Genomic DNA, 22361 nt, shown 5'->3' with positions numbered 1-22361 from the left:
AATGCATTTTCATCACTGTTGATGGGGCTGAAAAGCCCCATTTTTATTGGCGCTAAATATGACTGAACAACAACAAATTAGCCGCTCCCAGGCCTGGCTGGAAAGTTTACGACCGAAAACGCTGCCGCTCGCGTTTGCGGCAATCATCGTCGGTACAGCGCTGGCATGGTGGCAAGGGTACTTCGATCCCCTGGTTGCGCTGCTGGCGTTGATCACCGCCGGGCTGCTGCAAATCTTATCGAACCTTGCCAACGATTATGGCGACGCCGTCAAAGGCAGTGATAAGCCTGACCGCATCGGGCCGCTGCGCGGGATGCAAAAAGGGGTGATCACCCGGCAGGAGATGAAGCGGGCGCTGATCATTACCGTGGCGCTGATTTGCCTCTCCGGTCTCGCGCTGGTGGCTGTCGCATGTCATACGCTGGCGGATTTTGTCGGATTCCTGGTGCTGGGCGGCCTGTCGATTATCGCCGCGATTACCTACACCGTCGGGAACCGTCCTTACGGCTATATTGGTCTGGGCGACATTTCCGTGCTGGTGTTCTTTGGCTGGCTCAGCGTAATGGGCAGCTGGTATCTACAGGCGCATACGCTCATTCCTGCGCTTATCTTACCTGCTACCGCCTGCGGACTGCTGGCGACCGCCGTGCTCAACATCAACAATCTGCGCGATATCAACAGCGATAAAGAAAACGGTAAAAACACGCTGGTGGTACGTTTAGGCGCGGTTAACGCACGTCGTTATCACGCCTGCCTGTTGATGGGTTCACTGGTCTGCCTGGCGCTGTTTAACCTGATTTCGCTGCAAAGCCTGTGGGGATGGCTGTTCATCCTGGCCGCACCGTTACTGATTAAACAGGCGCGTTATGTGATGCGCGAAATGGAACCCGCTGCGATGCGCCCGATGCTGGAACGTACCGTTAAAGCCGCGTTGTTGACTAACCTGCTGTTTGTCGTCGGGATTTTCTTAAGCCAGTGGGCGGTTTAACTGACAAATATCAATGAACAATTGATGATTTTGCAAACAGTACGCATAGCGCGATATACTAAAAATTCTCGCAGCAACTGAACGTTAAGCCTATGAAATACGATACTTCCGAGCTTTGTGACATCTACCAGGAAGATGTCAACGTCGTGGAACCACTGTTCTCTAACTTTGGAGGGCGGTCGTCGTTTGGCGGACAAATCATCACGGTAAAATGTTTCGAGGACAACGGGTTGCTCTACGATCTGCTCGAACAGAATGGCCGTGGTCGCATTCTGCTGGTCGATGGCGGTGGTTCTGTCCGTCGCGCGCTGGTCGACGCCGAACTGGCGCGTCTGGCTACGCAGAATGAATGGGAAGGGCTGGTCATCTACGGCGCGGTGCGTCAGGTAGACGATCTGGAAGAGCTGGATATCGGCATCCAGGCGCTTGCCGCGATTCCGGTAGGCGCCGCAGGTGAAGGAATTGGGGAAAGCGACGTCCGCGTCAATTTTGGCGGCGTGACCTTCTTCTCCGGCGATCATCTCTACGCCGACAATACCGGGATAATCCTCTCCGAAGACCCACTTGATATCGAGTGATCAAAAAAGGCACCGTAAGGTGCCTTTTTTATTGCGTTGCCGCTCATAAACGATGCCGACTGTAGGCCTGATAAGCGTAGCGCCATCAGGCGATATTGCAGTGCCGGATGGCGGCTTACGCCTTATCCGGCCTACAACGCTGAGCGCAGCCAACACTGCTACGGCTCAGACTTCTTCCATACGACCCAGCAGCGCCTGCAAACGATCCTGCCACCCGCTCTGCTGTTCTTTCAGATGGTTGTTCTCACGCTCCAGTTCTTCACGCTGATCCTGAGCAGACTGTACATCCTGCGCCAGGCTGTTGTTCTTTTCTTTCAGCTCTTCGATTTCCATCTGCAAAAGCGTAATGGTATCAATCGCCTGCTGTACTTTTGCTTCCAGTTTCTCAAACACTTCTAATGACATGGCCATACCTCTCCTGAATTGCAAGGCGACGCTTCACGTAAACGCGCACAATATATAGTGCCGATTGTATGAAGCCGCGCCATCCCTGTCCAGCGACATACCGCGTAGATTGCGGTTTGCAACACTTTTCATCCTTGTCCTGGTGACATAACTCACATAACTCTAAAGTGTTAACATATTGGTTAATGAAATGATTCAGCTCACACTCCTGGTTTGTCGTAAAACGCGCTTCATGGCGCGATAACGCTCATTTTATTGACGCAGTACACACATTTTGATTTCGATATTTCTCGTTTTTGCTCGTTAACGATAAATTAACAGTATGCCTACAGGCATCGAAGGCGTCAGTGACCTCTTCGCAAACAATAAACATTAAACTCTCTTCAGGATCCGATTATGAGTCAAACATCAACCTTAAAAGGCCAGTGCATTGCTGAATTTCTCGGTACTGGGTTGTTGATTTTCTTCGGTGTGGGTTGTGTCGCTGCTCTTAAAGTAGCAGGTGCTACTTTCGGTCAGTGGGAAATCAGTATCATCTGGGGTCTGGGGGTGGCGATGGCTATCTACCTGACAGCAGGTGTCTCCGGCGCACATTTAAATCCAGCCGTAACAATCGCACTGTGGCTGTTTGCCTGTTTCGACAAACGCAAAGTTGTTCCTTTTATCATTTCTCAAGTTGCCGGCGCGTTTTGCGCAGCGGCATTAGTTTACGGGCTTTACTACAATCTTTTCGCTGATTTTGAACAAACGCACCACATCGTCCGTGGCAGTATCGAAAGTGTTGATCTGGCTGGCACTTTCTCAACATATCCAAATCCACATATCAATTTTGTGCAAGCCTTCGCGGTTGAGATGGTAATTACCGCTATTCTGATGGGGCTTATTCTGGCGCTGACCGATGATGGTAACGGCGTGCCGCGCGGCCCACTGGCTCCTCTGCTCATTGGTTTACTGATCGCAGTAATTGGCGCCTCTATGGGGCCGCTGACCGGGTTTGCGATGAACCCGGCGCGTGACTTCGGCCCGAAACTGTTCGCCTGGCTCGCTGGCTGGGGGAACGTTGCCTTGACTGGCGGTAAGGATATTCCTTACTTCCTGGTGCCGATGTTCGGCCCGATTGCGGGCGCCATTCTGGGCGCATTCGCCTATCGTAAACTGATTGGCCGCCATTTGCCGTGTGATACTTGCGTGGTTGAAGAGAAGGACACCACCACTACCGCACAACAAAAAGCTTCGCTGTAATGTGACTACGGGACAAAAAAATTATGACTGAGAAAAAATATATCGTTGCGCTCGACCAGGGCACCACCAGCTCCCGCGCCGTCGTGATGGATCACGATGCGAATATCGTTAGCGTGTCGCAACGTGAATTTGAGCAAATCTACCCGAAAGCAGGCTGGGTAGAACACGACCCAATGGAAATCTGGGCCACCCAAAGCTCAACGCTGGTTGAAGTGCTGGCGAAAGCAGACATCAGTTCCGATCAGATCGCAGCAATCGGTATTACTAACCAGCGTGAAACCACCATCGTCTGGGAACGTGAAACCGGCAAACCGATTTATAACGCGATTGTCTGGCAGTGCCGCCGTACCGCCGAAATCTGCGAACGCCTGAAGCGTGACGGCATGGAAGATTACATCCGCAACAACACCGGTCTGGTGATTGACCCGTACTTCTCCGGCACCAAAGTGAAGTGGATTCTCGATCACGTAGAAGGCTCCCGTGAGCGCGCACGTCGCGGTGAACTGCTGTTCGGTACGGTGGATACCTGGCTTATCTGGAAAATGACGCAGGGACGCGTACACGTCACGGATTACACCAACGCTTCACGTACCATGCTGTTCAACATCCATACCCTGGACTGGGATGACAAAATGCTGGATGCGCTGGATATCCCGCGCGCCATGCTGCCGGAAGTGCGTCGTTCTTCAGAAGTGTACGGCCAGACGAACATCGGGGGTAAAGGCGGCACGCGTATTCCAATCGCCGGGATCGCCGGTGACCAGCAGGCGGCGCTGTTCGGCCAGCTGTGCGTCAAAGAGGGGATGGCGAAAAACACTTACGGCACCGGCTGCTTTATGCTGATGAACACCGGCGAGAAAGCGGTTAAGTCCGAAAACGGACTTTTGACCACCATCGCCTGCGGCCCGACCGGCGAAGTGAACTACGCGCTGGAAGGGGCGGTGTTTATGGCTGGCGCATCCATTCAGTGGCTGCGTGATGAGATGAAACTCATCAGCGACGCATTCGACTCTGAATATTTCGCTACCAAAGTGAAAGACACCAACGGCGTATATGTTGTTCCGGCCTTTACCGGTCTGGGCGCGCCGTACTGGGACCCGTATGCGCGCGGCGCCATCTTCGGTCTGACCCGTGGCGTAAACTCCAACCACATCATCCGTGCAACGCTGGAATCAATCGCTTACCAGACGCGTGACGTGCTGGAAGCGATGCAGGCGGACTCCGGTATTCGCCTGCACGCCCTGCGCGTTGACGGCGGCGCGGTTGCCAACAACTTCCTGATGCAGTTCCAGTCAGACATTCTTGGTACGCGCGTTGAGCGCCCGGAAGTGCGCGAAGTGACGGCGCTGGGTGCGGCGTATCTGGCAGGTCTGGCGGTGGGTTACTGGCAGAACCTGGATGAGTTGCAGGAAAAAGCGGTCATCGAGCGTGAATTCCGTCCAGGCATCGAAACCACCGAGCGTAACTTCCGTTACAGCGGCTGGAAAAAAGCGGTCAAACGCGCCCTGGCGTGGGAAGACCACGAAGAGTAATACTGACATGCCGGATGGCGGCTTCGCTTATCCGGCCTACAGGTACTTATTATAATTTGATTACCATAGAGTAATACCACTCCAAAAGAGCGGTATTACTCGAATGTAAGACACGGTTTAAAGAAACCACTCTGGCTTCACACCGAAGCGAGCAGAGAGTGCCTTAATGTGAGCGATAGTCAGAGAGCGCTGACCAGATAAGATCTGACTCACCAGCGACTTTGAACCGATCTCCTCTTTCAGGTCTGAGTAGGACAGCTTGTACTGGTCAATCAGAGTACGTAGCAGCGCCACGCCAACCGGCATTTCAACGATATCTTTATTGAACTCAGCGAAACGGTCGCTGTTATCCTCATAGTCAGCAATTTTGCTCGCCAGGAAGTCAATGAGCGGGTTCTCATCGTCGTTCTCGATCAGATAATCCACCAGAGACAGCGCTTCACGGTAATCGCTCTCTGAAGAGCTGCCCCCCAGGAAAGGAACAGCGGCGACGAGTTGTTTGGTTGCTTCAATGGCTTTTGCTGTGTCGGTATTCATTATTTGTTCTCCCTGTAATAGCGGGTCAACTTGTCATATTCAGCGTGGGTGCTGATGTGCTTCACATAGAAGCGTTTATTCACAAAATTGATGTAGGCGATAACCCTCAAGTTGTTGCCTCCCACATCCAGAACCCACCATTTGTTCCGGTACTTAAAATTGTCCAGGCTCGGTATCAGAGTTCTCATCTCAGTCGGAGAAGAGAAGTCAGTTTCACGCATTAAGCGATACAGCGCCCGTATGGCTAACGAATCGTTGGGATATCGCTTTGCCGCTTCCTCAAAAGGTTCTTTTGAAATGACGTGCATCTTGCGTTCGTTCCATCCGTTTACATTATGTGAACACCATAGCATGGTATTTTACTGTTTACAATATGTGAACACTTCCTTCAGATTGCCCCCTCCCCTGTGCTACACTTCGCGCCATTCCTTTCTGCTACGAGTTTGCTATGAGACGAGAACTTGCCATCGAATTTTCCCGCGTAACGGAAGCGGCGGCGCTGGCTGGCTATAAATGGCTGGGACGCGGCGACAAAAATACCGCTGACGGCGCGGCGGTAAACGCCATGCGTATTATGCTCAACCAGGTCAATATTGACGGCACCATTGTCATCGGCGAAGGCGAGATTGATGAAGCGCCCATGCTGTTTATCGGTGAGAAAGTCGGCACCGGCCGTGGCGATGCGGTAGATATCGCCGTCGACCCTATCGAAGGCACCCGTATGACGGCGATGGGCCAGGCGAACGCGCTGGCAGTTCTGGCGGTCGGCGACAAAGGCTGTTTCCTCAACGCGCCGGATATGTACATGGAAAAACTGATCGTCGGGCCGGGCGCTAAAGGATCTATCGACCTGAATCTGCCGCTGGCGGACAACCTGCGTAACATCGCAGCCGCCCTCAGCAAACCGCTCAGCGAACTGACGGTTACGATTCTGGCCAAACCGCGTCATGACGCGGTGATTGCAGAGATGCAGCAGCTTGGCGTGCGCGTATTCGCTATTCCTGATGGCGACGTGGCGGCCTCTATTCTGACCTGTATGCCAGACAGTGAAGTGGATGTGCTGTACGGCATTGGCGGCGCGCCGGAAGGCGTTGTCTCCGCAGCGGTGATTCGTGCGCTGGATGGCGACATGCAGGGCCGTCTGCTGGCGCGTCACGACGTCAAAGGCGACAGCGAAGAGAACCGCCGCATTGGCGAGCAGGAGCTGGCACGCTGTAAAGCTATGGGCATTGACGCCGGTAAAGCGCTGCGTCTGGACGAAATGGCGCGCAGCGATAACGTCATCTTCTCCGCCACCGGGATCACCAAAGGCGATCTGCTGGAGGGGATTAGCCGCAAAGGCAATATCGCTACCACCGAAACGCTGCTGATTCGCGGCAAATCGCGCACTATCCGCCGTATTCAGTCCATCCACTATCTGGATCGCAAAGACCCGGATGTGCAGGCGCATATCCTGTAACTGATTTGTTCGATTGAGCCTTCCGGCCCTTCGGGGCTGGAAATCTTTCGTTCAACGAACGAAGATAAGGGTATTGCAGCAGACAGGAGAAGATCATGGCAGATTGGGTAACAGGAAAAGTCACGAAGGTACAGTACTGGACCGACGCCCTGTTTAGTCTGACCGTTCACGCCCCCGTTCATCCCTTCACCGCAGGCCAGTTTACCAAGCTCGGACTGGAGATCGATGGCGAACGCGTACAACGCGCCTATTCCTATGTGAATGCGCCCGATAATCCCGATTTAGAGTTTTACCTGGTGACGGTTCCCGAAGGCAAACTCAGCCCACGTCTGGCGGCGCTTAAACCTGGCGATGAAGTACAGGTGGTGAGTGAAGCGGCGGGGTTCTTTGTTCTGGATGAAGTGCCTGACTGCGACACCCTGTGGATGCTGGCGACCGGAACAGCCATTGGCCCTTATTTGTCGATTCTGCAACTCGGTAAAGACCTGGAGCGCTTTAACAACCTGGTACTGGTGCATGCCGCGCGTTACGCCGCTGATTTAAGTTACCTGCCGTTAATGCTGGAATTGCAAAAGCGCTACGAAGGCAAGCTGCGCATTCAAACTGTCGTCAGTCGGGAAACCATCGCAGGCTCGCTTACCGGGCGCGTCCCCGCGCTGATTGAAAGCGGCGCGCTGGAAGCGGCGGTCGGTTTACCGATGGACACCGAGACCAGCCATGTGATGCTGTGCGGAAATCCGCAGATGGTGCGTGATACGCAACAGCTGCTGAAGGAGACCCGGCACATGACCAAACACCTGCGTCGTCGTCCTGGGCACATGACCGCTGAGCACTACTGGTAAGCACGGTTGCAGGCCCGGTAAGCGCCAGCGCCACCGGGCGCTCTGCCGGATAGCGGCATAAACGCCTTATCCGGCCTACGGTTTATCGCCTGCCTGAGGCTCTGCTTTAAACTTCACATCCTGCGTTTCTTTGCCGAACTTATTCTCGCCCTGAGTGCCGACAAACGCCCCCAGATCGATAAACATCATGACCAGAATGAGCGTCGGGACAAAGCGCCCCACGACCCACTGCCACATTCCCGGCAACATCACCCAATTTCCGGCCAGCAGCATCCACGCCAGAATCATCAATAACGCCCACAGGCCGGAGCGCCCCCGGTCATGCAAACGCTTAACCATGACCGCCGCCGTGGGCCAGAGCAGACACACCAGACAAAATGCCGCCGTCTGGATATCGAGTAAGTTCTTGCTCGCCAGCGAAAACAGCACCAGCATGCCGACAAACCAGAAACCGAGCCAGATCCAGAAATCACGGCGTCCAATACGCCCTTTAAATGAGAATAACCACTGCTGTATGGTCATGTAAGTTCCTTTATTATTGCCTTCGCTGTCAGTTTACCCTTTTGACAAGCCCGACAGTTATCGTTTTAATCGTGAGCAGTCCTAACGAAAGGTAAGATTGATGAAGCCAGGGTGTACACTGTTTTTATTATTGTTTTCCGCCATAACTGCGAGCACAACGGTGCTGGCGGAGGCATCGCCGTCTGCGACGACCGCGCCCTACCTGCTGGCTGGCGCGCCGACGTTTGATCTCTCCATCAGCCAGTTTCGCGAAAACTTTAATCAGCAAAATCCCCGGCTTCCACTGAACGAATTTCGTGCTATCGACAGCAGCCGCGACAGGGCGAACCTGACCCGCGCCGCCAGCAAGATCAATGAAAATCTGTACGCCTCAACGGCGCTGGAGCGCGGTACGTTAAAAATCAAAAGTATGCAGATTACCTGGCTTCCCATTCAGGGGCCCGAGCAAAAAGCCGCCAAAGCCAAAGCGCAGGAATACATGGCGGCGGTGATCCGCACCGTCGCCCCGCTTCTGACAAAAGAGCAAAGCCAGCAAAAACTGCAAAAATTACTCACAGCGGGCAAGAATAAGCACTACTACGCTGAAACGGAAGGCGCGATTCGCTATGTTGTCGCAGACAACGGGGAAAAAGGGCTGACCTTCGCTGTTGAACCGATTAAGCTAGCGCTATCGGAGAATCTGGAAGGGCTGAATTAAGTGACAAAAAGCAAAGCCTTTCGAGGGAGGGATCTCTATACTGTTTCACAGACCATGCCGTCCCTGAAGGGCGGCCATCTTCCTTAATTCGCTGACAAAGCGTGGAGAAATGAAATGCGACATCCTTTAGTGATGGGTAACTGGAAACTGAACGGCAGCCGCCACATGGTAAACGAGCTGGTGGCTAACCTGCGTAAAGAACTGGCTGGCGTTGCTGGCTGTGCAGTTGCGATTGCACCGCCGGAAATGTATATCGACATGGCGAAACACGCCGCTGCCGGTAGCCACATCATTCTGGGCGCGCAGAACGTTGACCTGAACCTGTCTGGCGCATTCACCGGTGAAACTTCTGCTGAAATGCTGAAGGATATCGGCGCGCAGTACATCATCATCGGCCACTCTGAGCGTCGTACTTACCACAAAGAGTCTGACGAGCTGATCGCGAAGAAATTCGCCGTGCTGAAAGAGCAGGGTCTGACTCCGGTTCTGTGCATCGGTGAAACCGAAGCAGAAAACGAAGCCGGCAAAACTGAAGAAGTCTGTGCTCGTCAGATCGATGCGGTACTGAAAACTCAGGGCGCTGCGGCGTTTGAAGGCGTGGTTATCGCTTACGAACCTGTATGGGCGATCGGTACTGGCAAATCCGCCACTCCGGCGCAGGCGCAGGCTGTTCACAAATTCATCCGTGACCATATCGCCAAAGCTGACGCGAAAATCGCTGAGCAAGTGATCATCCAGTACGGCGGTTCCGTAAACGCAGCTAACGCGGCAGAACTGTTCGCTCAGCCGGACATCGACGGCGCGCTGGTTGGCGGTGCTTCCCTGAAAGCTGACGCGTTCGCGGTGATCGTTAAAGCAGCGGAAGCGGCTAAACAAGCTTAATGCTGTTGTGGCGGGTGGCGTGTGCGCTTACCCCGCCACATAAAATCACAGGCCCGGTAAGCGTTAACGCCACCGGGCTTTTTTTACAAACGCCCCAGTAAACTAAACCACATGTAATCCAACGGCAACAGCACCAGATACGTTGCCAGCGCCAGCGCCAGACACAGCGTCATGCCTGGTTTTGCCGGGACTTTCCCTAATGCCATCGCCACCACAATCGGCGATGCCTGATACGGCAGCAGCGGCGTGGAGTATCCCAATACCTGAATCATGATCACCGACAGCAGCGGAAAACCGGTTGCGTCGGAAAAACTCTGCGCCAGCGTGGTATACAGCGCCGGAACGCCGTTCGCCGTCATAATAAAATTCAGCGCGGTGGTAATGCCGGTCAGCGCCAGGAAACTGGTGAAGGGCTTTTCCGGGTCCAGCGGCATGACATGCAGCAGCGCCTCGCCCACCGCATTGCCAATGCCGGTTTGCGTCACGGTGATCGCCAGCCCCAGAATGCCTGCCACATAAATACAGGTGCGGATATTCACGCCGCTGGAAAACTCTTCCCCGTTGATAAACCCCACGCGCGGCAACAGCGTGATCACCGCCGCCGCCAGCCCGGTCCACGCCGGGCCAATACCGTGCCAGCTTTCGCTGACCCACATCGCCAGCACCACCGCCAGCATCCACGCCAGCCGTTTCTCCGCACGGCTCATCGGCGCAGGCGGCGTCAGGTCGCGAGGCGCATGCGGTTTACCGGGAAACAGCCAACAAATAAGGACGATTAACAGCGCACCTTTCAACCAGCCCAGAACAGGCGTATGCAGCAGAAGATACGGCAGATAGTTCAGGTGGATGCCGTACGAGCCTTCCGCCGCCCCGCTCATCACCAGGTTAGGTACGTTAGCAGGCAGGATGGTCGCGGAGAGCTGGAAGGTTCCAAAGCCCACCGCAAGCGCCAGTCCGTACCAGGCGCGCGTGCCATCGGCAATCCCGGCACGTTTCGCCATCGCCGCGACAATGGGCATCAGCAGCGCGATACGCCCCATATTGGACGGCATCACAAACGCCAGCGCATAGCTGAGCAGCACCACGCTTGCCACCATCAGCGGCCATGAGTCAGTCAGTCTGGCGGATAAGGCGCGCGCCGCCCTGTCTGCCAGCCCTGTTTTGCGGATCGCCACCCCCAGCACAAAACCGCTAAAAACCAGCCAGAAAGCCGACGAGGCAAAACCACCAAAAATGACGTCCGGCGGCGCGATCTTCGCCACCATCGCCACGGTAAAGAACAGCAGCGCGGTAATAAACTCCGGCAACAGCGAGGTTGCCCAGAGCAGAATGGTCACGCCGACCACCAGCGAAGGAATGAACAGAGGGTGTGTAAGCCAGAGCGACATGCCTGTCTCCTGTTGTTTTTTTCAACAAGAATACGGAGACAGGCAGGTGGAGTAAACGCCAGATTAGGTGGGGTTACTGCAAAATCTCACATTGATGATCCTGAATTTCCTCAGCGGAAGCGAGGTTAAACGCCAGCAGGTTGCGCTGCGTCGCCAGCAAAACAAAAGAGTCGTCGCTCTGGCGCACCACCGCCAGCGCATAGCTGCCCATGTGCTCACGCGCATCCGGCACTTCTTCCGCCAGCATCATGAACGGGCTGCGTTGCGCCAGCTCGCTTTCCGTCACCCGACGCGCCAGATATTCATTCCCGCGCAATCCGCCCGGCAGCGGCAGCCATCGGGTACTCACTTTCGCCAGATTATCATCCAGTTTCGCTCGCACATCAGGGCGCAGGCAGGAGATGTGGATATGAAAGTGGTTTTGCGTCCGCCCGGAGCGTGAGTTAATCGCCAGCGAAATGGCGCTGTCTGGAATATCTTTGCCGTACTTTTGGCTCATAAAGCTGCGCGCCTGCCAGGCTAGCCAGAAGAAGTTCGGCGTGTAGGGCTCCACCAGCAGCGGGCTTTCCGTACCGTTGATGCGGTACGTCGGCATCAGCAGATACTGCAACGGGCCATTACGATCTTTAAACACGACATACCCGGCATCCGGTTTCACTTCAGCGCATGGCGCAGGATTTTGCTGTTGCAGTTGGTTCGGTACGCATTGTTGCAGAACAATATCCCGCAATGCGTTCGGATTAGCGGCCAGCTTCCAGTAGCCAATGCCCGCGACGGCGGCAACAATCACAACCGCCAGCAAAAAATAACCTGTTTTTTTCATTACTCATTCCCTGTCTCTTATTGACGTGCAAGAGTAACGCAAAATGATGACAAATAAAAAAGCCCGGTCGCACGATGCCACCGGGCTGGAAAAGCAATTTACATTAGCGTTTGCTGATTTGGTCGAACGTACCGCCATTAGAGAAATGCTCTTTCTGCGCTTTCGTCCACCCGCCAAACTCCTCGTCAATGGTGAAGAGTTTCAGCTTCGGAAATGCATTTTCATATTTCTTCGCCACTTCAGGGTCGCGTGGGCGATAGAAGTTTTTCGCCGCAATTTCCTGCCCTTCCGGCGAGTAGAGATACTTCAGATAGGCTTCCGCCACGGCTTGCGTCCCTTTTTTCTCCACGACTTTATCCACCACGGAGACGGTCGGTTCTGCAAGAATTGATTCGCTCGGCGTCACGATTTCAAATTTATCTTTGCCCAGTTCGTTCGTCGCCAACAGCGCTTCGTTCTCCCAGGCGATCAGCACGTCGCCAATCCCACGCTCAACAAAGGTGTTGGTTGAACCGCGCGCGCCAGAATCCAGCACTTCCACGTTCTTAAATAACGCTTTTACGAAGTCCTGCGCTTTGGCCTGATCGTTGTTATTGTGGTGCAGGGCGTATCCCCACGCAGCCAGATAGTTCCAGCGTGCGCCGCCAGAGCTTTTCGGGTTCGGCGTAATCACCGACACGCCCGGTTTTACCAGGTCGTTCCAGTCATGGATTTGCTTCGGATTGCCTTTACGCACCAGGAAGACGATGGTGGACGTGTACGGCGCGGAGTTGTCCGGCAGACGTTTGATCCAGTTTTTGTCGATACGGCCGCGCTCTGCAATGGCATCAACGTCATAAGCCAGCGCCAGCGTCACCACATCGGCCTCAATACCGTTAATGACTGACGTCGCCTGCTTACCGGAACCGCCATGCGACTGACGGATCACCACGTTGTCGCCCGTTTCTTGTTTCCAGTGCGCGCTAAACGCTTTGTTGTACTGATCGTACAGCTCGCGCGTTGGATCGTAAGACACGTTAAGTAACTGAATATCCTTCGCCAGAACGCTGGTCGATGCCAGCAATAATGTTAACCCCACGCCCCATTTATTCATCGCCCAGCTCTCTTATGTAGTGTTGTGATGAGTAAAGCGTGCCAGAAAGGAATCCAAACATTAAAGAATAAAAAAAGATTGGCTATAACTTGAGGGAATAAATGAAGGATATTGCCGGATGCTGGCTAGCGCCTTATCCGGCCTACAGGCCGTACTGTTGTAGGCCGGGTAAGGCGAAGCCGCCACCCGGCACAATACACACAACGATCAGTACAGCTTTTTAGCGCAATCCAGCCAGTCACCTTTGAACGGACGCTTCATGTTTTCGATAGCGTCGATGATGTCATGGTGAACCAGTTGTTCGTTCTGGATGCCCACACAACGTCCGCCAAAGCCTTCCAGCAGCAGTTCAATGGCATATGAGCCCATACGGGAAGCCAGAATACGGTCGTAAGGCACCGGAGAGCCGCCACGCTGGATGTGACCCAGTACGGTCGCACGCGTTTCACGGCCAGTCTCTTTCTCGATGTAGTGCGCCAGTTCATCAACGTCACACATATGTTCGGTGATCGCGACAATCGCGTGTTTTTTACCTTTCGCGATGCCCGCTTTGATTTCCGCAACCAGATCGTCACGGCTGAATTCCACTTCCGGCACCACAACAAACTCACAGCCCCCAGCGATAGCCGCCGCCAGGGTCAGGTCGCCGCAGTAACGCCCCATCACTTCAACGATGGAAATACGCTGGTGAGAGGAAGAGGTGTCACGCAGACGGTCAATCGCTTCCACTACCGTACCCAGCGCGGTGAAATAGCCGATGGTGTAGTCAGTGCCTTTGATGTCGTTGTCGATCGTGCCCGGCAGACCGATGCACGGGAAGCCCATTTCAGTCAGACGTTTTGCACCCATATAGGAACCGTCACCGCCGATAACAACCAGCGCGTCGATGCCACGTTTTTTCAGGTTTTCGATAGCCACTGCGCGAACATTTTCATCGCGAAATTCCGGGAAGCGCGCGGAACCGAGGAAAGTACCGCCACGGTTGATCATGTCGGACACGCTGTAACGGTCGAGCTGAACCATACGGTCTTCATACAGACCCAGGTAGCCATCATAAATACCCATTACTTCCAGTCCTTCCGTCAACGCTGCGCGTACAACACCACGGATTGCTGCGTTCATGCCAGGCGCATCACCGCCGCTTGTCAACACACCGATTTTCTTAATCATGACTACCTCTGAACTTTGGAATGCAAAATGAAATCTGTTGCCGGAAGCCGATACTGTTACTGCACATCGGGATGATCCAACGAATATGCAGATAGTATAACAACCGCTTCCTGCTGAATTGATTCAGGTCAGGCCAAACGGCGGTAATTTATACACAAAATGCTGGCCTTGCTCACTTTTTTACAACGAATTACGAAAGCTCAAACCTCTTGCCTTCCCTGGGTACGACTGAACAGGGGTCCTGGTGGATAATGACATCCGAACCCGGAAAACGCCGCAAAATCGCCTGCTCTACCTGTTCAGCCACCAGATGCGCCTGAACGAGCGGCAGATTATCTTCCATTTCCAAATGAATCTGAATAAAGCGGGTCGGCCCTGACTGCCGCGTGCGAAGATCGTGAGCACCGTTGACGCCCGGCCACGATGTCACGATATCAATAATTTCCTGACGTTCCTCATCGGGCAGCGCGCGATCCAGTAACGACTGCACTGCCTCATACCCCATACGTAGTGCGCTGTATAGAATATAGATGCCGATTCCCAACGCAAACAAGGCGTCCGCGCGATGCCAGCCATACCAGGCCAGCCCAAGCGCAACGAGAATCGCTCCGTTCATCATAACATCAGACTGATAATGAAGCATATCTGCCCGTACTGCCTGACTTTGCGTCTTGCGCACAACCCAACGCTGAAACGTGACCAGAATAATCGTACAAACCAGGGCGATAAGCGTCACCACGACCCCGACGCCCGGTTCGTTCATTGGCGTAGGGGTAATCAGATGCTGAATACCGGTCAAAAACAGAAACAGCGCCGAGCCGGAAATAAACATGCTCTGCGCCAGCGCCGCCAGCGACTCTGCCTTGCCGTGTCCAAAGGTGTGTTCATCATCCGCCGGTTGCAGCGAATAGCGCACCACTAACAGGTTAGTCAGCGACGCGGCAATATCCACCAGCGAGTCAACCAACGCAGCCAGAATACTCACCGACCCGGTGTACCACCACGCAAAAATTTTGATCAAAAGTAACAGTGACGCCATCACTGTCGCGGCAATTGCCGCCCGGCTGACCAGTCGCCCATAGGTTTGATTCATAAACACTCCTGCCTTTCCATGCCGGTAGTATAACGGATGGAGTAAAACAGTAAGGCAATAACCGGATGACAAATTTTGGACAAAAAAAACCCCTCCATCATGGAGGGGAAGACAGGGATGGTGTCTATGGCAAGGAAAACAGGGTTTGTTACTGGGAACGTGAGTTGCTACTACTCAATAACTTCAACGAGGAGCCGTTTTGCCATTGCGCCACATCGCGCAGTTGCTCCATTCGTTGTTGATGCTTCTCATTTAAAACCGCTTGCTGCTCCGGCGTTAACAGGCGATACATCTGGTTGCGAACCCTGGCCATTTCGACCTGACGGGCAACCTGTTCTTGCGCCATTTTTTCTGCCTGAGCGCGCACAGCGTTTTCATCAAATTTTTCTGCGATGACAAGGCGATGCATTGTCTCCATTTCGCTAACATTAACAGGAGGCTGTTCGTGTCTTGCCTGCTGCATCAGATCTCGCATCTGTTGACGCTGATGTTCGGTTAAACTTATGCCGTCGAACATATGGCTCTGCGTACTGCGCTGCGTAAGTCCTTCACCTTGATGCCAGTTATCGCCTGTAACGACTTCAGCAGCGTGGCTTAAAGGACTGAGTGCCAGCGTTGAGGCCATGACGGCAGCGGTAACTTTGCGCATCACTTGCTCCCAAAATCTTTTCTGTCGCGATTCAACGAGAGACAGTTTACGATTCGGGCTGCAAACATGCGTCAGGGGGTGTAAAACAACGTAAAGTCATGGATTAGCGACGCCTGATGACGTAATTTCTGCCTCGGAGGTACTTAAACAATGAATAAAATCCTGTTAGTTGATGATGACCGAGAGCTAACTTCCCTGTTAAAGGAGCTGCTCGAAATGGAAGGCTTCAATGTGCTGGTTGCCCATGACGGGGAGCAGGCGCTTGAGCTTCTGGACGACAGCATTGATTTACTTTTGCTCGATGTCATGATGCCGAAGAAAAACGGTATTGATACGTTGAAAGCGCTTCGCCAGACACACCAGACCCCTGTCATTATGCTGACCGCGCGCGGCAGCGAACTGGATCGCGTACTCGGCCTTGAGCTGGGCGCGGATGATTATTTACCTAAACCGTTTAACGACCGTGAACTGGTCGCGCGTATCCGTGCGATTCTGCGCCGCTCGCACTGGAGCGAACAGCAGCAGAATAACGACAATGGCTCACCGACGCTGGAAGTGGATGCGTTAAGCCTCAATCCGGGTCGCCAGGAGGCCAGCTTCGATGGTCAAACCCTGGAGTTAACCGGCACCGAATTTACCCTGCTCTATCTGCTGGCGCAGCATCTCGGCCAGGTGGTTTCGCGTGAACATTTGAGCCAGGAAGTGCTGGGTAAACGCCTGACGCCGTTCGACCGCGCGATCGACATGCATATCTCCAACCTGCGTCGTAAGCTGCCGGAGCGTAAAGACGGGCACCCGTGGTTTAAAACCCTGCGTGGTCGCGGTTATTTGATGGTTTCCGCTTCATGATAGGCAGTTTAACCGCGCGCATCTTTGCCATCTTCTGGTTGACGCTGGCGCTGGTGCTGATGTTGGTATTGATGTTACCCAAGCTCGACTCACGCCAGATGACCGAGCTACTGGACAGCGAACAGCGCCAGGGGTTGATGATTGAGCAACATGTAGAAGCTGAACTCGCGAACGATCCACCCAACGATTTAATGTGGTGGCGTCGCCTGTTCCGTGCGATCGACAAGTGGGCGCCGCCAGGACAGCGGTTATTGCTTGTGACCACTGAAGGACGCGTGATCGGCGCAGAACGCAGCGAAATGCAGATCATTCGTAACTTTATTGGTCAGGCGGATAACGCCGATCATCCGCAGAAGAAGAAATATGGCCGCGTTGAGATGGTAGGCCCGTTCTCTGTCAGAGACGGGGAAGATAACTACCAGCTTTATCTGATTCGACCGGCCAGCAGCTCCCAATCCGATTTTATTAATCTGCTGTTTGACCGCCCGCTCTTGTTGCTGATCGTCACCATGCTGGTCAGTTCGCCTCTGTTGCTTTGGCTGGCCTGGAGCCTGGCGAAACCGGCGCGTAAGTTGAAAAATGCGGCGGACGAAGTGGCTCAGGGTAATCTGCGACAACATCCAGAACTGGAAGCAGGCCCGCAGGAATTTCTTGCGGCTGGCGCCAGCTTTAACCAGATGGTGACTGCGCTGGAACGTATGATGACCACGCAGCAGCGTCTGCTGTCGGATATCTCGCACGAGCTACGCACTCCGCTTACGCGTCTGCAACTGGGCACCGCGCTGCTGCGTCGTCGTAGCGGCGAGAGTAAAGAGCTGGAGCGCATCGAGACCGAAGCGCAGCGGCTGGACAGCATGATCAACGACCTGCTGGTGATGTCGCGTAATCAACAGAAAAACGCGCTGGTCAGCGAAACGATGAAAGCCAATCATTTGTGGGGAGACGTGCTGGATAACGCCGCCTTCGAAGCCGAGCAGATGGGCAAATCGTTAACGGTGAACTTCCCGCCGGGGCCGTGGCCGTTATACGGCAACCCTAGCACCCTGGAAAGCGCGCTGGAGAACATTGTCCGTAACGCCCTGCGCTATTCACACACGAAGATTGAAGTCGGCTTCGCGGTGGATAAAGACGGCATTACGATAACGGTTGATGACGATGGCCCGGGCGTTAGCCCTGAAGACCGCGAACAGATCTTCCGCCCGTTTTATCGTACCGATGAAGCGCGCGATCGGGAGTCCGGCGGAACAGGGTTGGGGCTGGCCATCGTTGAGACCGCGATCCAGCAGCATCGCGGTTGGGTGAAAGCCGAAGACAGTCCGCTGGGCGGCTTACGGCTGGTGATCTGGCTGCCGTTGTATAAGCGTTCTTAAGTCTCGCTGTGGTGCCGGATGGCGGCGTGAACGCCTTATCCGGCCTACGGAAACCGCACGCTGTAGGCCCGATAAGCGCAGCACCATCGGGCATTACGCCGGATGGCGGCGTGAATGCCTTATCCGGCCTACGGGAAACCGCACGTTGTAGGCCCGATAAGCGCAGCGCCATCGGGCGTTACGCCGGATGGCGGCGTAAACGCCTTATCCGGCCTACGGAAACCGCACGCTGTAGGCCCGATAAGCGCAGCGCCATCGGGCATTACATCATCCACGTAAACGTCGTGACTGATCTTCAATTTTGCCGCTCAAACGGCGCTTCTGCATCGTTCTGGTCCAGCTTTTCGATAACCCCGCCGCCGACAGCAAACGATGATACTGGCCGTCGTCAAACGGCATATGCCAGGCTATCGCAATCGCCTCCTGTACGCTCACATCGCTGACGCGCGACGCCAGAATTAACGGCGCATCCGCCGATACCTGCCCCGGCGCGATAACGCTGTACAGCCAGCCGGTTTTCCCGGCGTTCTGCATCTGCGTCGCCATATCGCTAATGCCGAAATGGAAGTTGAGCTTAAAGCACGGCGAACGTGGCTGAGTCACCTGAATCAGCGCCTCTCCCCACTGAAAAATATCGCCGATAAAAACATTTTGCTCGGTCAGACCGTCGGTCGAAAGGTTTTCGCCAAACGCGGGCGCGACAAACAGATCCGCCTGCGCCGGGAATTGACGCGCCCAGTGCAGATAGTGTTCACGGGGATAATGGCACAGCGCGCGATCGGGCCCGCCGTGAATTTTCGTCTCTGCCTGCTCATCACCGGCAAGGCCCAGATCGTTAAGCATCAGCTCGCCATCAACCTGGATTTTCGCAATGGCGCTGGGACGACTTCCCGCATAGTCCCGAATTTTGCCCGTAAACACCTCGACCGGATATCGCATCAGCTTCCCTCTCCCGACAAATAATCCTCATTAGAGCATATTTATTTTGTCTCAGCCGCTCAAAATGAGAGCCGGGTTCACATGATGCGCCAGCAGACGTGCTATCAATTAAAGTGATTTTGAAACGCCATTTCATAATAAGGAGTCAACAACGTGACAGTACAATCGCAGTTTGCTGGCGTCTGGTGTCCTTCCATTACGCCGATGGACAATGACGGAAAAGTCGATCTCAACGGCCTGAGCCAGCATCTCAAACGCCTTACCGAGGCCAACATTGATGTTATTTTGCTGATGGGCAGCATTGGCGAATTTGCGTCTTTCACGCTGGAAGAGCGGCTGATGCTGATCCGCGAGGCCCGCGCGATGAGTTCGCTGAAGATGGTTGCCAATGTCTCCTCCACCTGCACCGGCGACATCTTGCTTATGGCGCAGGAAGCGTACCGCGTCGGGTACGATGCGGTGATGATTCTGCCACCGTATTACTACGGGCAGACGTCGAAGCAGCTTCTGAGCTACTTCCGCCAGCTTGGCAACGCCCTGAGCGGCAAATGGTTCGCCTACAATTTCCCGGCACGCACCGGCTGCGATTTAACGCCGGATCTGGTGGCGACCCTTGCCGCCGAATTCCCGAATTTTGCCGGGATTAAAGATACCGTCGACTGCCAGTCCCATACCCGCAGCATGATTCAGACCACCCGCGCGGTACGCGACGATTTTGCCGTGCTCTCCGGCTATGACGAGTATTACATTCCCAACCTGCTGGCAGGCGGCGCAGGCATTATTTCCGGCTTAAACAACGTGATGCCGGAGCTGTTTGTCAGCGCGCGGGAGGCGTTTAAGCAGGGTGATTTGCAAACGTTGCGCGATATCCAGGAGAAAATCGGCACGTTTATGTCCATTTACGCGATTGGCGAGGATTTTGTAACCACGATTAAAACCGTGGTATCGCGTAAGTTCGGCTATTGTACCGGCGTGTCGCGTAATGCGGGAGGAGAACTGAACGAGCACGAGCGTCGCACAATTGATGAGGTGTTTGGCCGTTAATTCTGACCGGAAGCGCCGGATGAGGCATAAGCCGTCATCCGGCAAAACGGGTTTATTTCACCGTACCGCGAATATCGATTTCCGCCGCTCTGGCCTTCACCTTCCGCGACCAGACTGAGGTAATGATCGGCACCAGAATCGAAGTCACGATAACCGATGTGGCAACCAGCGAGGTCGCGGCGGGCGCCATCGGTTTAAACGCCGGAACCATCTCTGCGATCAGCACGGGCGTGGCTACTGCGGCGCCCGCAGAACTTGAGGCGGCAATACCTGCCGTACCGTCACCGCCGCCGATAAACTTGTCAGCGATGATTAACGGGATGCCGGTGATAATAATGACCGCCACACCCAGTAGAATCCCCAGCACGCCCGTCTGTGCAATCACGCTCAAATCAATGGTGTTGCCCAGCGCGAAGGCGAAGAACGGGATCAGCGTCTGTACCGCTTTGCTGAAGAATTCCCGCAGTTCCGGGTCGAGATTCCCCAGCGCGAAACCAATCAGGAACGGCAATACCGCCCCCACAAATACATGCGGTTCAAACGAGGCAATCCCGGCGGTTCCCAGAATAACCATCGTCATCAGCGGCCCTGACTCCAGCGACATCAGGACAAATGCCCCGGCCTCTTCTTTGGTGCCGTACTGCTGCATGATGGAGGCATACAGCCCGCCGTTGGTCATGTCCATAGAGGCCACCAGCGCCAGCGTCGACAGCCCGGCGAAGAAGCCCGCTTCCACCCCATGTTCCGGGATAACGCGTGACGCAATAGCGGCCACCACCCAGGCAACCGCAATTTTGGTCACCACCAGCGTCCCGGATTTACGCAGCACGGTGCCTGTGGCGCTCAGTTTGATCGACGCGCCCATACAAAAGAACCAGACCGCCAGAATCGGCACCGTACCGGTGATCATACCGTTTGTGAATGAGCCGAAGTATTTCCCTGCGCCGGGCGCGAAGGTGTGGCATAGCGCGCCGAGGAACAACGGAACGAGCATCATGCCACCCGGGACTTTTTCTATCGTGCGTTTAATCTGCATTTCCTTCACCTGTAGACATAAAAACGGGCAATTTTTATGGGCGAATGCGCCTTACTTTGAGGCACACCCGCGTTGATGAAGAAACGATAGACATTCATTCGAACAATAAAAGTGATCCCAACCACATAACAAAACTATGTTTCATTTTTTATGGATTGATGTTTTTAATTTGACGTAAGTCACACCAGGCAAGCCCAAAAGCGCCTAAAAGAAAGCCCCCGCAGGTTATGCCTGCGGGGGCTGAATTCAATGCCGGATGGCGGCTAATGCCTTATCCGGCCTACAAATTGTAACTCTGTGCCGGATGGCGGCTAACGCCTTATCCGGCCTACAAATCGACAAATCCTCTTCGTAGGCCTGATAAGCGCAGCGCCATCAGGCAAAAAGACTTATTTTTTCGCCGCGAAACGCGCAGCAGCTTCGTCCCAGTTCACCACGTTCCAGAACTCTTTGATGTAGTCCGGGCGACGGTTCTGGAATTTCAGGTAGTAAGCGTGTTCCCATACGTCCAGACCCAGGATTGGGAAACCGGAAACGCCGGAAATGGCCTCGCCCATCAGCGGGGAGTCCTGGTTAGCGGTAGAGACAACCGCCAGTTTGTCGCCCTGCAACACCAGCCAGGCCCAACCGGAACCGAAACGCGTTGCCGCCGCTTTTTCAAACTCCGCTTTGAAGTTATCAACGGAACCGAAATCACGTTCGATAGCCGCTTTCAGGTCGCCCTGCAAAGCAGTGCCTTTTTTCAGGCCTTTCCAGAACAGGCTGTGGTTAGCGTGGCCGCCCGCGTTGTTGCGCAGTACGGTTTTTTTGTCCGCCGGAAGCTGATCCAGTTTGGTGATCAGTTCTTCAACCGGCAGGTTCGCGAATTCAGGCAGGTTTTCCAGCGCCGCGTTAGCGTTGTTGACATAAGTTTGATGGTGTTTGGTATGGTGGATTTCCATCGTCTGCTTATCGAAGTGCGGTTCCAGCGCATCATAAGCGTACGGCAGGGATGGCAGTGTATAACTCATAATCATCTCCATTATTGTCGAGCGGCTGAAGTGTTAATGCCGCGTAAGCAGTTGGTTCATTATAGTTAATTAAATGATATTGAAAATGCTTATCAATGCCGTAGTTTTAATAAGGATATAACTTTTCATTATGTTCTTGAATATGTGAGCCAAATCACCCGTATAACGTGCTGGTTGCCAGGAAGGAAGAAATGTCGGCAATCCTCAAAAGGT

General features: G+C 54.2%; 24 protein-coding genes and 2 pseudogenes. 11 read left to right on the top strand and 15 right to left on the bottom strand.

The genetic code is table 11. The annotated features are described in order from the left end of the window. Positions 1-58 precede the first annotated feature (58 nt). Positions 59-988 carry a 1,4-dihydroxy-2-naphthoate polyprenyltransferase gene (menA, locus tag OGX93_RS00420; protein WP_047459819.1) on the top strand — a complete coding sequence of 310 codons (930 nt, stop codon included), beginning with the start codon at positions 59-61 and terminating at the stop codon, positions 986-988. Between the two features lie 92 nt (positions 989-1080). Then, positions 1081-1566 carry a ribonuclease E activity regulator RraA gene (gene rraA / locus OGX93_RS00415; protein ID WP_012133864.1) on the top strand — a complete coding sequence of 162 codons (486 nt, stop codon included), beginning with the start codon at positions 1081-1083 and terminating at the stop codon, positions 1564-1566. A gap of 165 nt (positions 1567-1731) precedes the next feature. On the opposite strand, the gene zapB is transcribed toward rraA, so the two are convergent. Continuing rightward, complete coding sequence (gene zapB / locus OGX93_RS00410; RefSeq protein ID WP_286448800.1) at positions 1732-1977, bottom strand: septal ring assembly protein ZapB; 246 nt, start codon at positions 1975-1977, stop codon at positions 1732-1734. Positions 1978-2367: 390 nt separating this feature from the next. Here zapB and OGX93_RS00405 point away from each other — a divergent pair, with 390 nt between their 5' ends. Both OGX93_RS00405 and glpK read left to right on the top strand, forming a co-directional pair. Then, on the top strand, positions 2368-3213 hold the full coding sequence (locus OGX93_RS00405) for an MIP/aquaporin family protein (protein ID WP_012133869.1): 846 nt from the start codon (positions 2368-2370) through the stop codon (positions 3211-3213). 23 nt (positions 3214-3236) lie between these two features. Beyond that, on the top strand, positions 3237-4745 hold the full coding sequence (gene glpK / locus OGX93_RS00400) for a glycerol kinase GlpK (RefSeq protein ID WP_012133870.1): 1509 nt from the start codon (positions 3237-3239) through the stop codon (positions 4743-4745). 117 nt (positions 4746-4862) lie between these two features. On the opposite strand, the gene OGX93_RS00395 is transcribed toward glpK, so the two are convergent. Both OGX93_RS00395 and OGX93_RS00390 read right to left on the bottom strand, forming a co-directional pair. Continuing rightward, entirely contained in the window at positions 4863-5282 is a 420-nt protein-coding gene (locus OGX93_RS00395; RefSeq protein ID WP_047459823.1) for a helix-turn-helix domain-containing protein, read from the bottom strand. Then, a complete protein-coding gene (locus tag OGX93_RS00390; RefSeq protein WP_047459826.1) occupies positions 5282-5590 on the bottom strand; it encodes a type II toxin-antitoxin system HigB family toxin in 309 nt (102 codons plus the stop codon). Before OGX93_RS00390 ends, OGX93_RS00395 begins: the two co-directional genes overlap by 1 nt. A 140-nt stretch (positions 5591-5730) precedes the next feature. On the opposite strand from OGX93_RS00390, the gene glpX reads away from it, so the two are divergent. Next, complete coding sequence (gene glpX / locus OGX93_RS00385; protein ID WP_012133873.1) at positions 5731-6741, top strand: class II fructose-bisphosphatase; 1011 nt, start codon at positions 5731-5733, stop codon at positions 6739-6741. A 95-nt stretch (positions 6742-6836) separates the two neighbouring features. Continuing rightward, a complete protein-coding gene (fpr, locus tag OGX93_RS00380; RefSeq protein WP_012133874.1) occupies positions 6837-7583 on the top strand; it encodes a ferredoxin--NADP(+) reductase in 747 nt (248 codons plus the stop codon). Between the two features lie 75 nt (positions 7584-7658). Here fpr and OGX93_RS00375 read toward each other — a convergent pair whose 3' ends face one another. Beyond that, positions 7659-8105 carry a DUF805 domain-containing protein gene (locus OGX93_RS00375; protein ID WP_104867937.1) on the bottom strand — a complete coding sequence of 149 codons (447 nt, stop codon included), beginning with the start codon at positions 8103-8105 and terminating at the stop codon, positions 7659-7661. 100 nt (positions 8106-8205) lie between these two features. On the opposite strand from OGX93_RS00375, the gene OGX93_RS00370 reads away from it, so the two are divergent. Together OGX93_RS00370 and tpiA are read left to right on the top strand one after the other, a co-directional pair. Beyond that, the gene (locus OGX93_RS00370) at positions 8206-8802 is read left to right on the top strand and encodes a YiiQ family protein (RefSeq protein WP_047459831.1); all 597 of its coding nucleotides are present in this window, start codon (positions 8206-8208) and stop codon (positions 8800-8802) included. Positions 8803-8916: 114 nt separating this feature from the next. Next, positions 8917-9684, top strand: coding sequence for a triose-phosphate isomerase (gene tpiA, locus OGX93_RS00365; protein WP_024130662.1), 768 nt, complete (start codon positions 8917-8919; stop codon positions 9682-9684). Positions 9685-9767: 83 nt separating this feature from the next. Here tpiA and OGX93_RS00360 read toward each other — a convergent pair whose 3' ends face one another. From OGX93_RS00360 to cpxP, 6 genes are all read right to left on the bottom strand, one after another. Further along, a complete protein-coding gene (locus OGX93_RS00360; protein WP_058668379.1) occupies positions 9768-11072 on the bottom strand; it encodes an SLC13 family permease in 1305 nt (434 codons plus the stop codon). Positions 11073-11145: 73 nt separating this feature from the next. Next, complete coding sequence (locus OGX93_RS00355) at positions 11146-11895, bottom strand: CDP-diacylglycerol diphosphatase (protein WP_115615274.1); 750 nt, start codon at positions 11893-11895, stop codon at positions 11146-11148. Positions 11896-11998: 103 nt separating this feature from the next. Next, positions 11999-12988, bottom strand: coding sequence for a sulfate/thiosulfate ABC transporter substrate-binding protein Sbp (gene sbp, locus OGX93_RS00350; RefSeq protein WP_012133881.1), 990 nt, complete (start codon positions 12986-12988; stop codon positions 11999-12001). A 207-nt stretch (positions 12989-13195) separates the two neighbouring features. After that, positions 13196-14158, bottom strand: coding sequence for a 6-phosphofructokinase (gene pfkA, locus OGX93_RS00345; RefSeq protein ID WP_012133883.1), 963 nt, complete (start codon positions 14156-14158; stop codon positions 13196-13198). A gap of 190 nt (positions 14159-14348) precedes the next feature. Beyond that, the gene (fieF, locus tag OGX93_RS00340; RefSeq protein WP_049011792.1) at positions 14349-15251 is read right to left on the bottom strand and encodes a CDF family cation-efflux transporter FieF; all 903 of its coding nucleotides are present in this window, start codon (positions 15249-15251) and stop codon (positions 14349-14351) included. A 148-nt stretch (positions 15252-15399) separates the two neighbouring features. Then, the gene (cpxP, locus tag OGX93_RS00335; protein ID WP_012133885.1) at positions 15400-15900 is read right to left on the bottom strand and encodes a cell-envelope stress modulator CpxP; all 501 of its coding nucleotides are present in this window, start codon (positions 15898-15900) and stop codon (positions 15400-15402) included. A 150-nt stretch (positions 15901-16050) separates the two neighbouring features. Between cpxP and cpxR the strand changes: the two genes are divergently transcribed. Both cpxR and cpxA read left to right on the top strand, forming a co-directional pair. Continuing rightward, positions 16051-16749: an envelope stress response regulator transcription factor CpxR gene (gene cpxR / locus OGX93_RS00330; RefSeq protein WP_012133886.1), complete on the top strand. Its 699-nt coding sequence runs from the start codon at positions 16051-16053 to the stop codon at positions 16747-16749. Beyond that, complete coding sequence (cpxA, locus tag OGX93_RS00325) at positions 16746-18119, top strand: envelope stress sensor histidine kinase CpxA (protein ID WP_012133887.1); 1374 nt, start codon at positions 16746-16748, stop codon at positions 18117-18119. The genes cpxR and cpxA overlap by 4 nt, the downstream gene beginning before the upstream one ends. On the opposite strand, the pseudogene OGX93_RS22315 reads toward cpxA, so the two are convergent. The 3 genes and pseudogenes from OGX93_RS22315 to yiiM all read right to left on the bottom strand — a co-directional run. After that, positions 18118-18216: pseudogene (locus OGX93_RS22315) on the bottom strand (hypothetical protein); the annotation flags it as partial. The gene cpxA and the pseudogene OGX93_RS22315 sit on opposite strands and share 2 nt — an antisense overlap. Then, positions 18217-18295 (bottom strand): annotated as a pseudogene (locus tag OGX93_RS22310) (hypothetical protein); the annotation flags it as partial. Between the two features lie 91 nt (positions 18296-18386). Further along, on the bottom strand, positions 18387-19058 hold the full coding sequence (yiiM, locus tag OGX93_RS00320) for a 6-hydroxyaminopurine reductase (RefSeq protein ID WP_049009552.1): 672 nt from the start codon (positions 19056-19058) through the stop codon (positions 18387-18389). A gap of 153 nt (positions 19059-19211) precedes the next feature. Between yiiM and OGX93_RS00315 the strand changes: the two genes are divergently transcribed. Then, positions 19212-20102: a dihydrodipicolinate synthase family protein gene (locus OGX93_RS00315; protein ID WP_024130663.1), complete on the top strand. Its 891-nt coding sequence runs from the start codon at positions 19212-19214 to the stop codon at positions 20100-20102. A gap of 52 nt (positions 20103-20154) precedes the next feature. Here the strand turns inward: OGX93_RS00315 and kdgT are convergent, their stop codons facing one another. Further along, positions 20155-21138: a 2-keto-3-deoxygluconate transporter gene (gene kdgT, locus OGX93_RS00310; protein WP_012133890.1), complete on the bottom strand. Its 984-nt coding sequence runs from the start codon at positions 21136-21138 to the stop codon at positions 20155-20157. Between the two features lie 389 nt (positions 21139-21527). Continuing rightward, complete coding sequence (sodA, locus tag OGX93_RS00305) at positions 21528-22148, bottom strand: superoxide dismutase [Mn] (RefSeq protein WP_024130664.1); 621 nt, start codon at positions 22146-22148, stop codon at positions 21528-21530. Positions 22149-22361 lie beyond the last annotated feature (213 nt).

This window comes from Citrobacter sp. CK195, assembly GCF_030333365.1.
GTDB classification, from domain to species: Bacteria; Pseudomonadota; Gammaproteobacteria; order Enterobacterales; family Enterobacteriaceae; genus Citrobacter_B; species Citrobacter_B koseri.
This window is presented reverse-complemented; position numbering and strand designations above follow the sequence as displayed.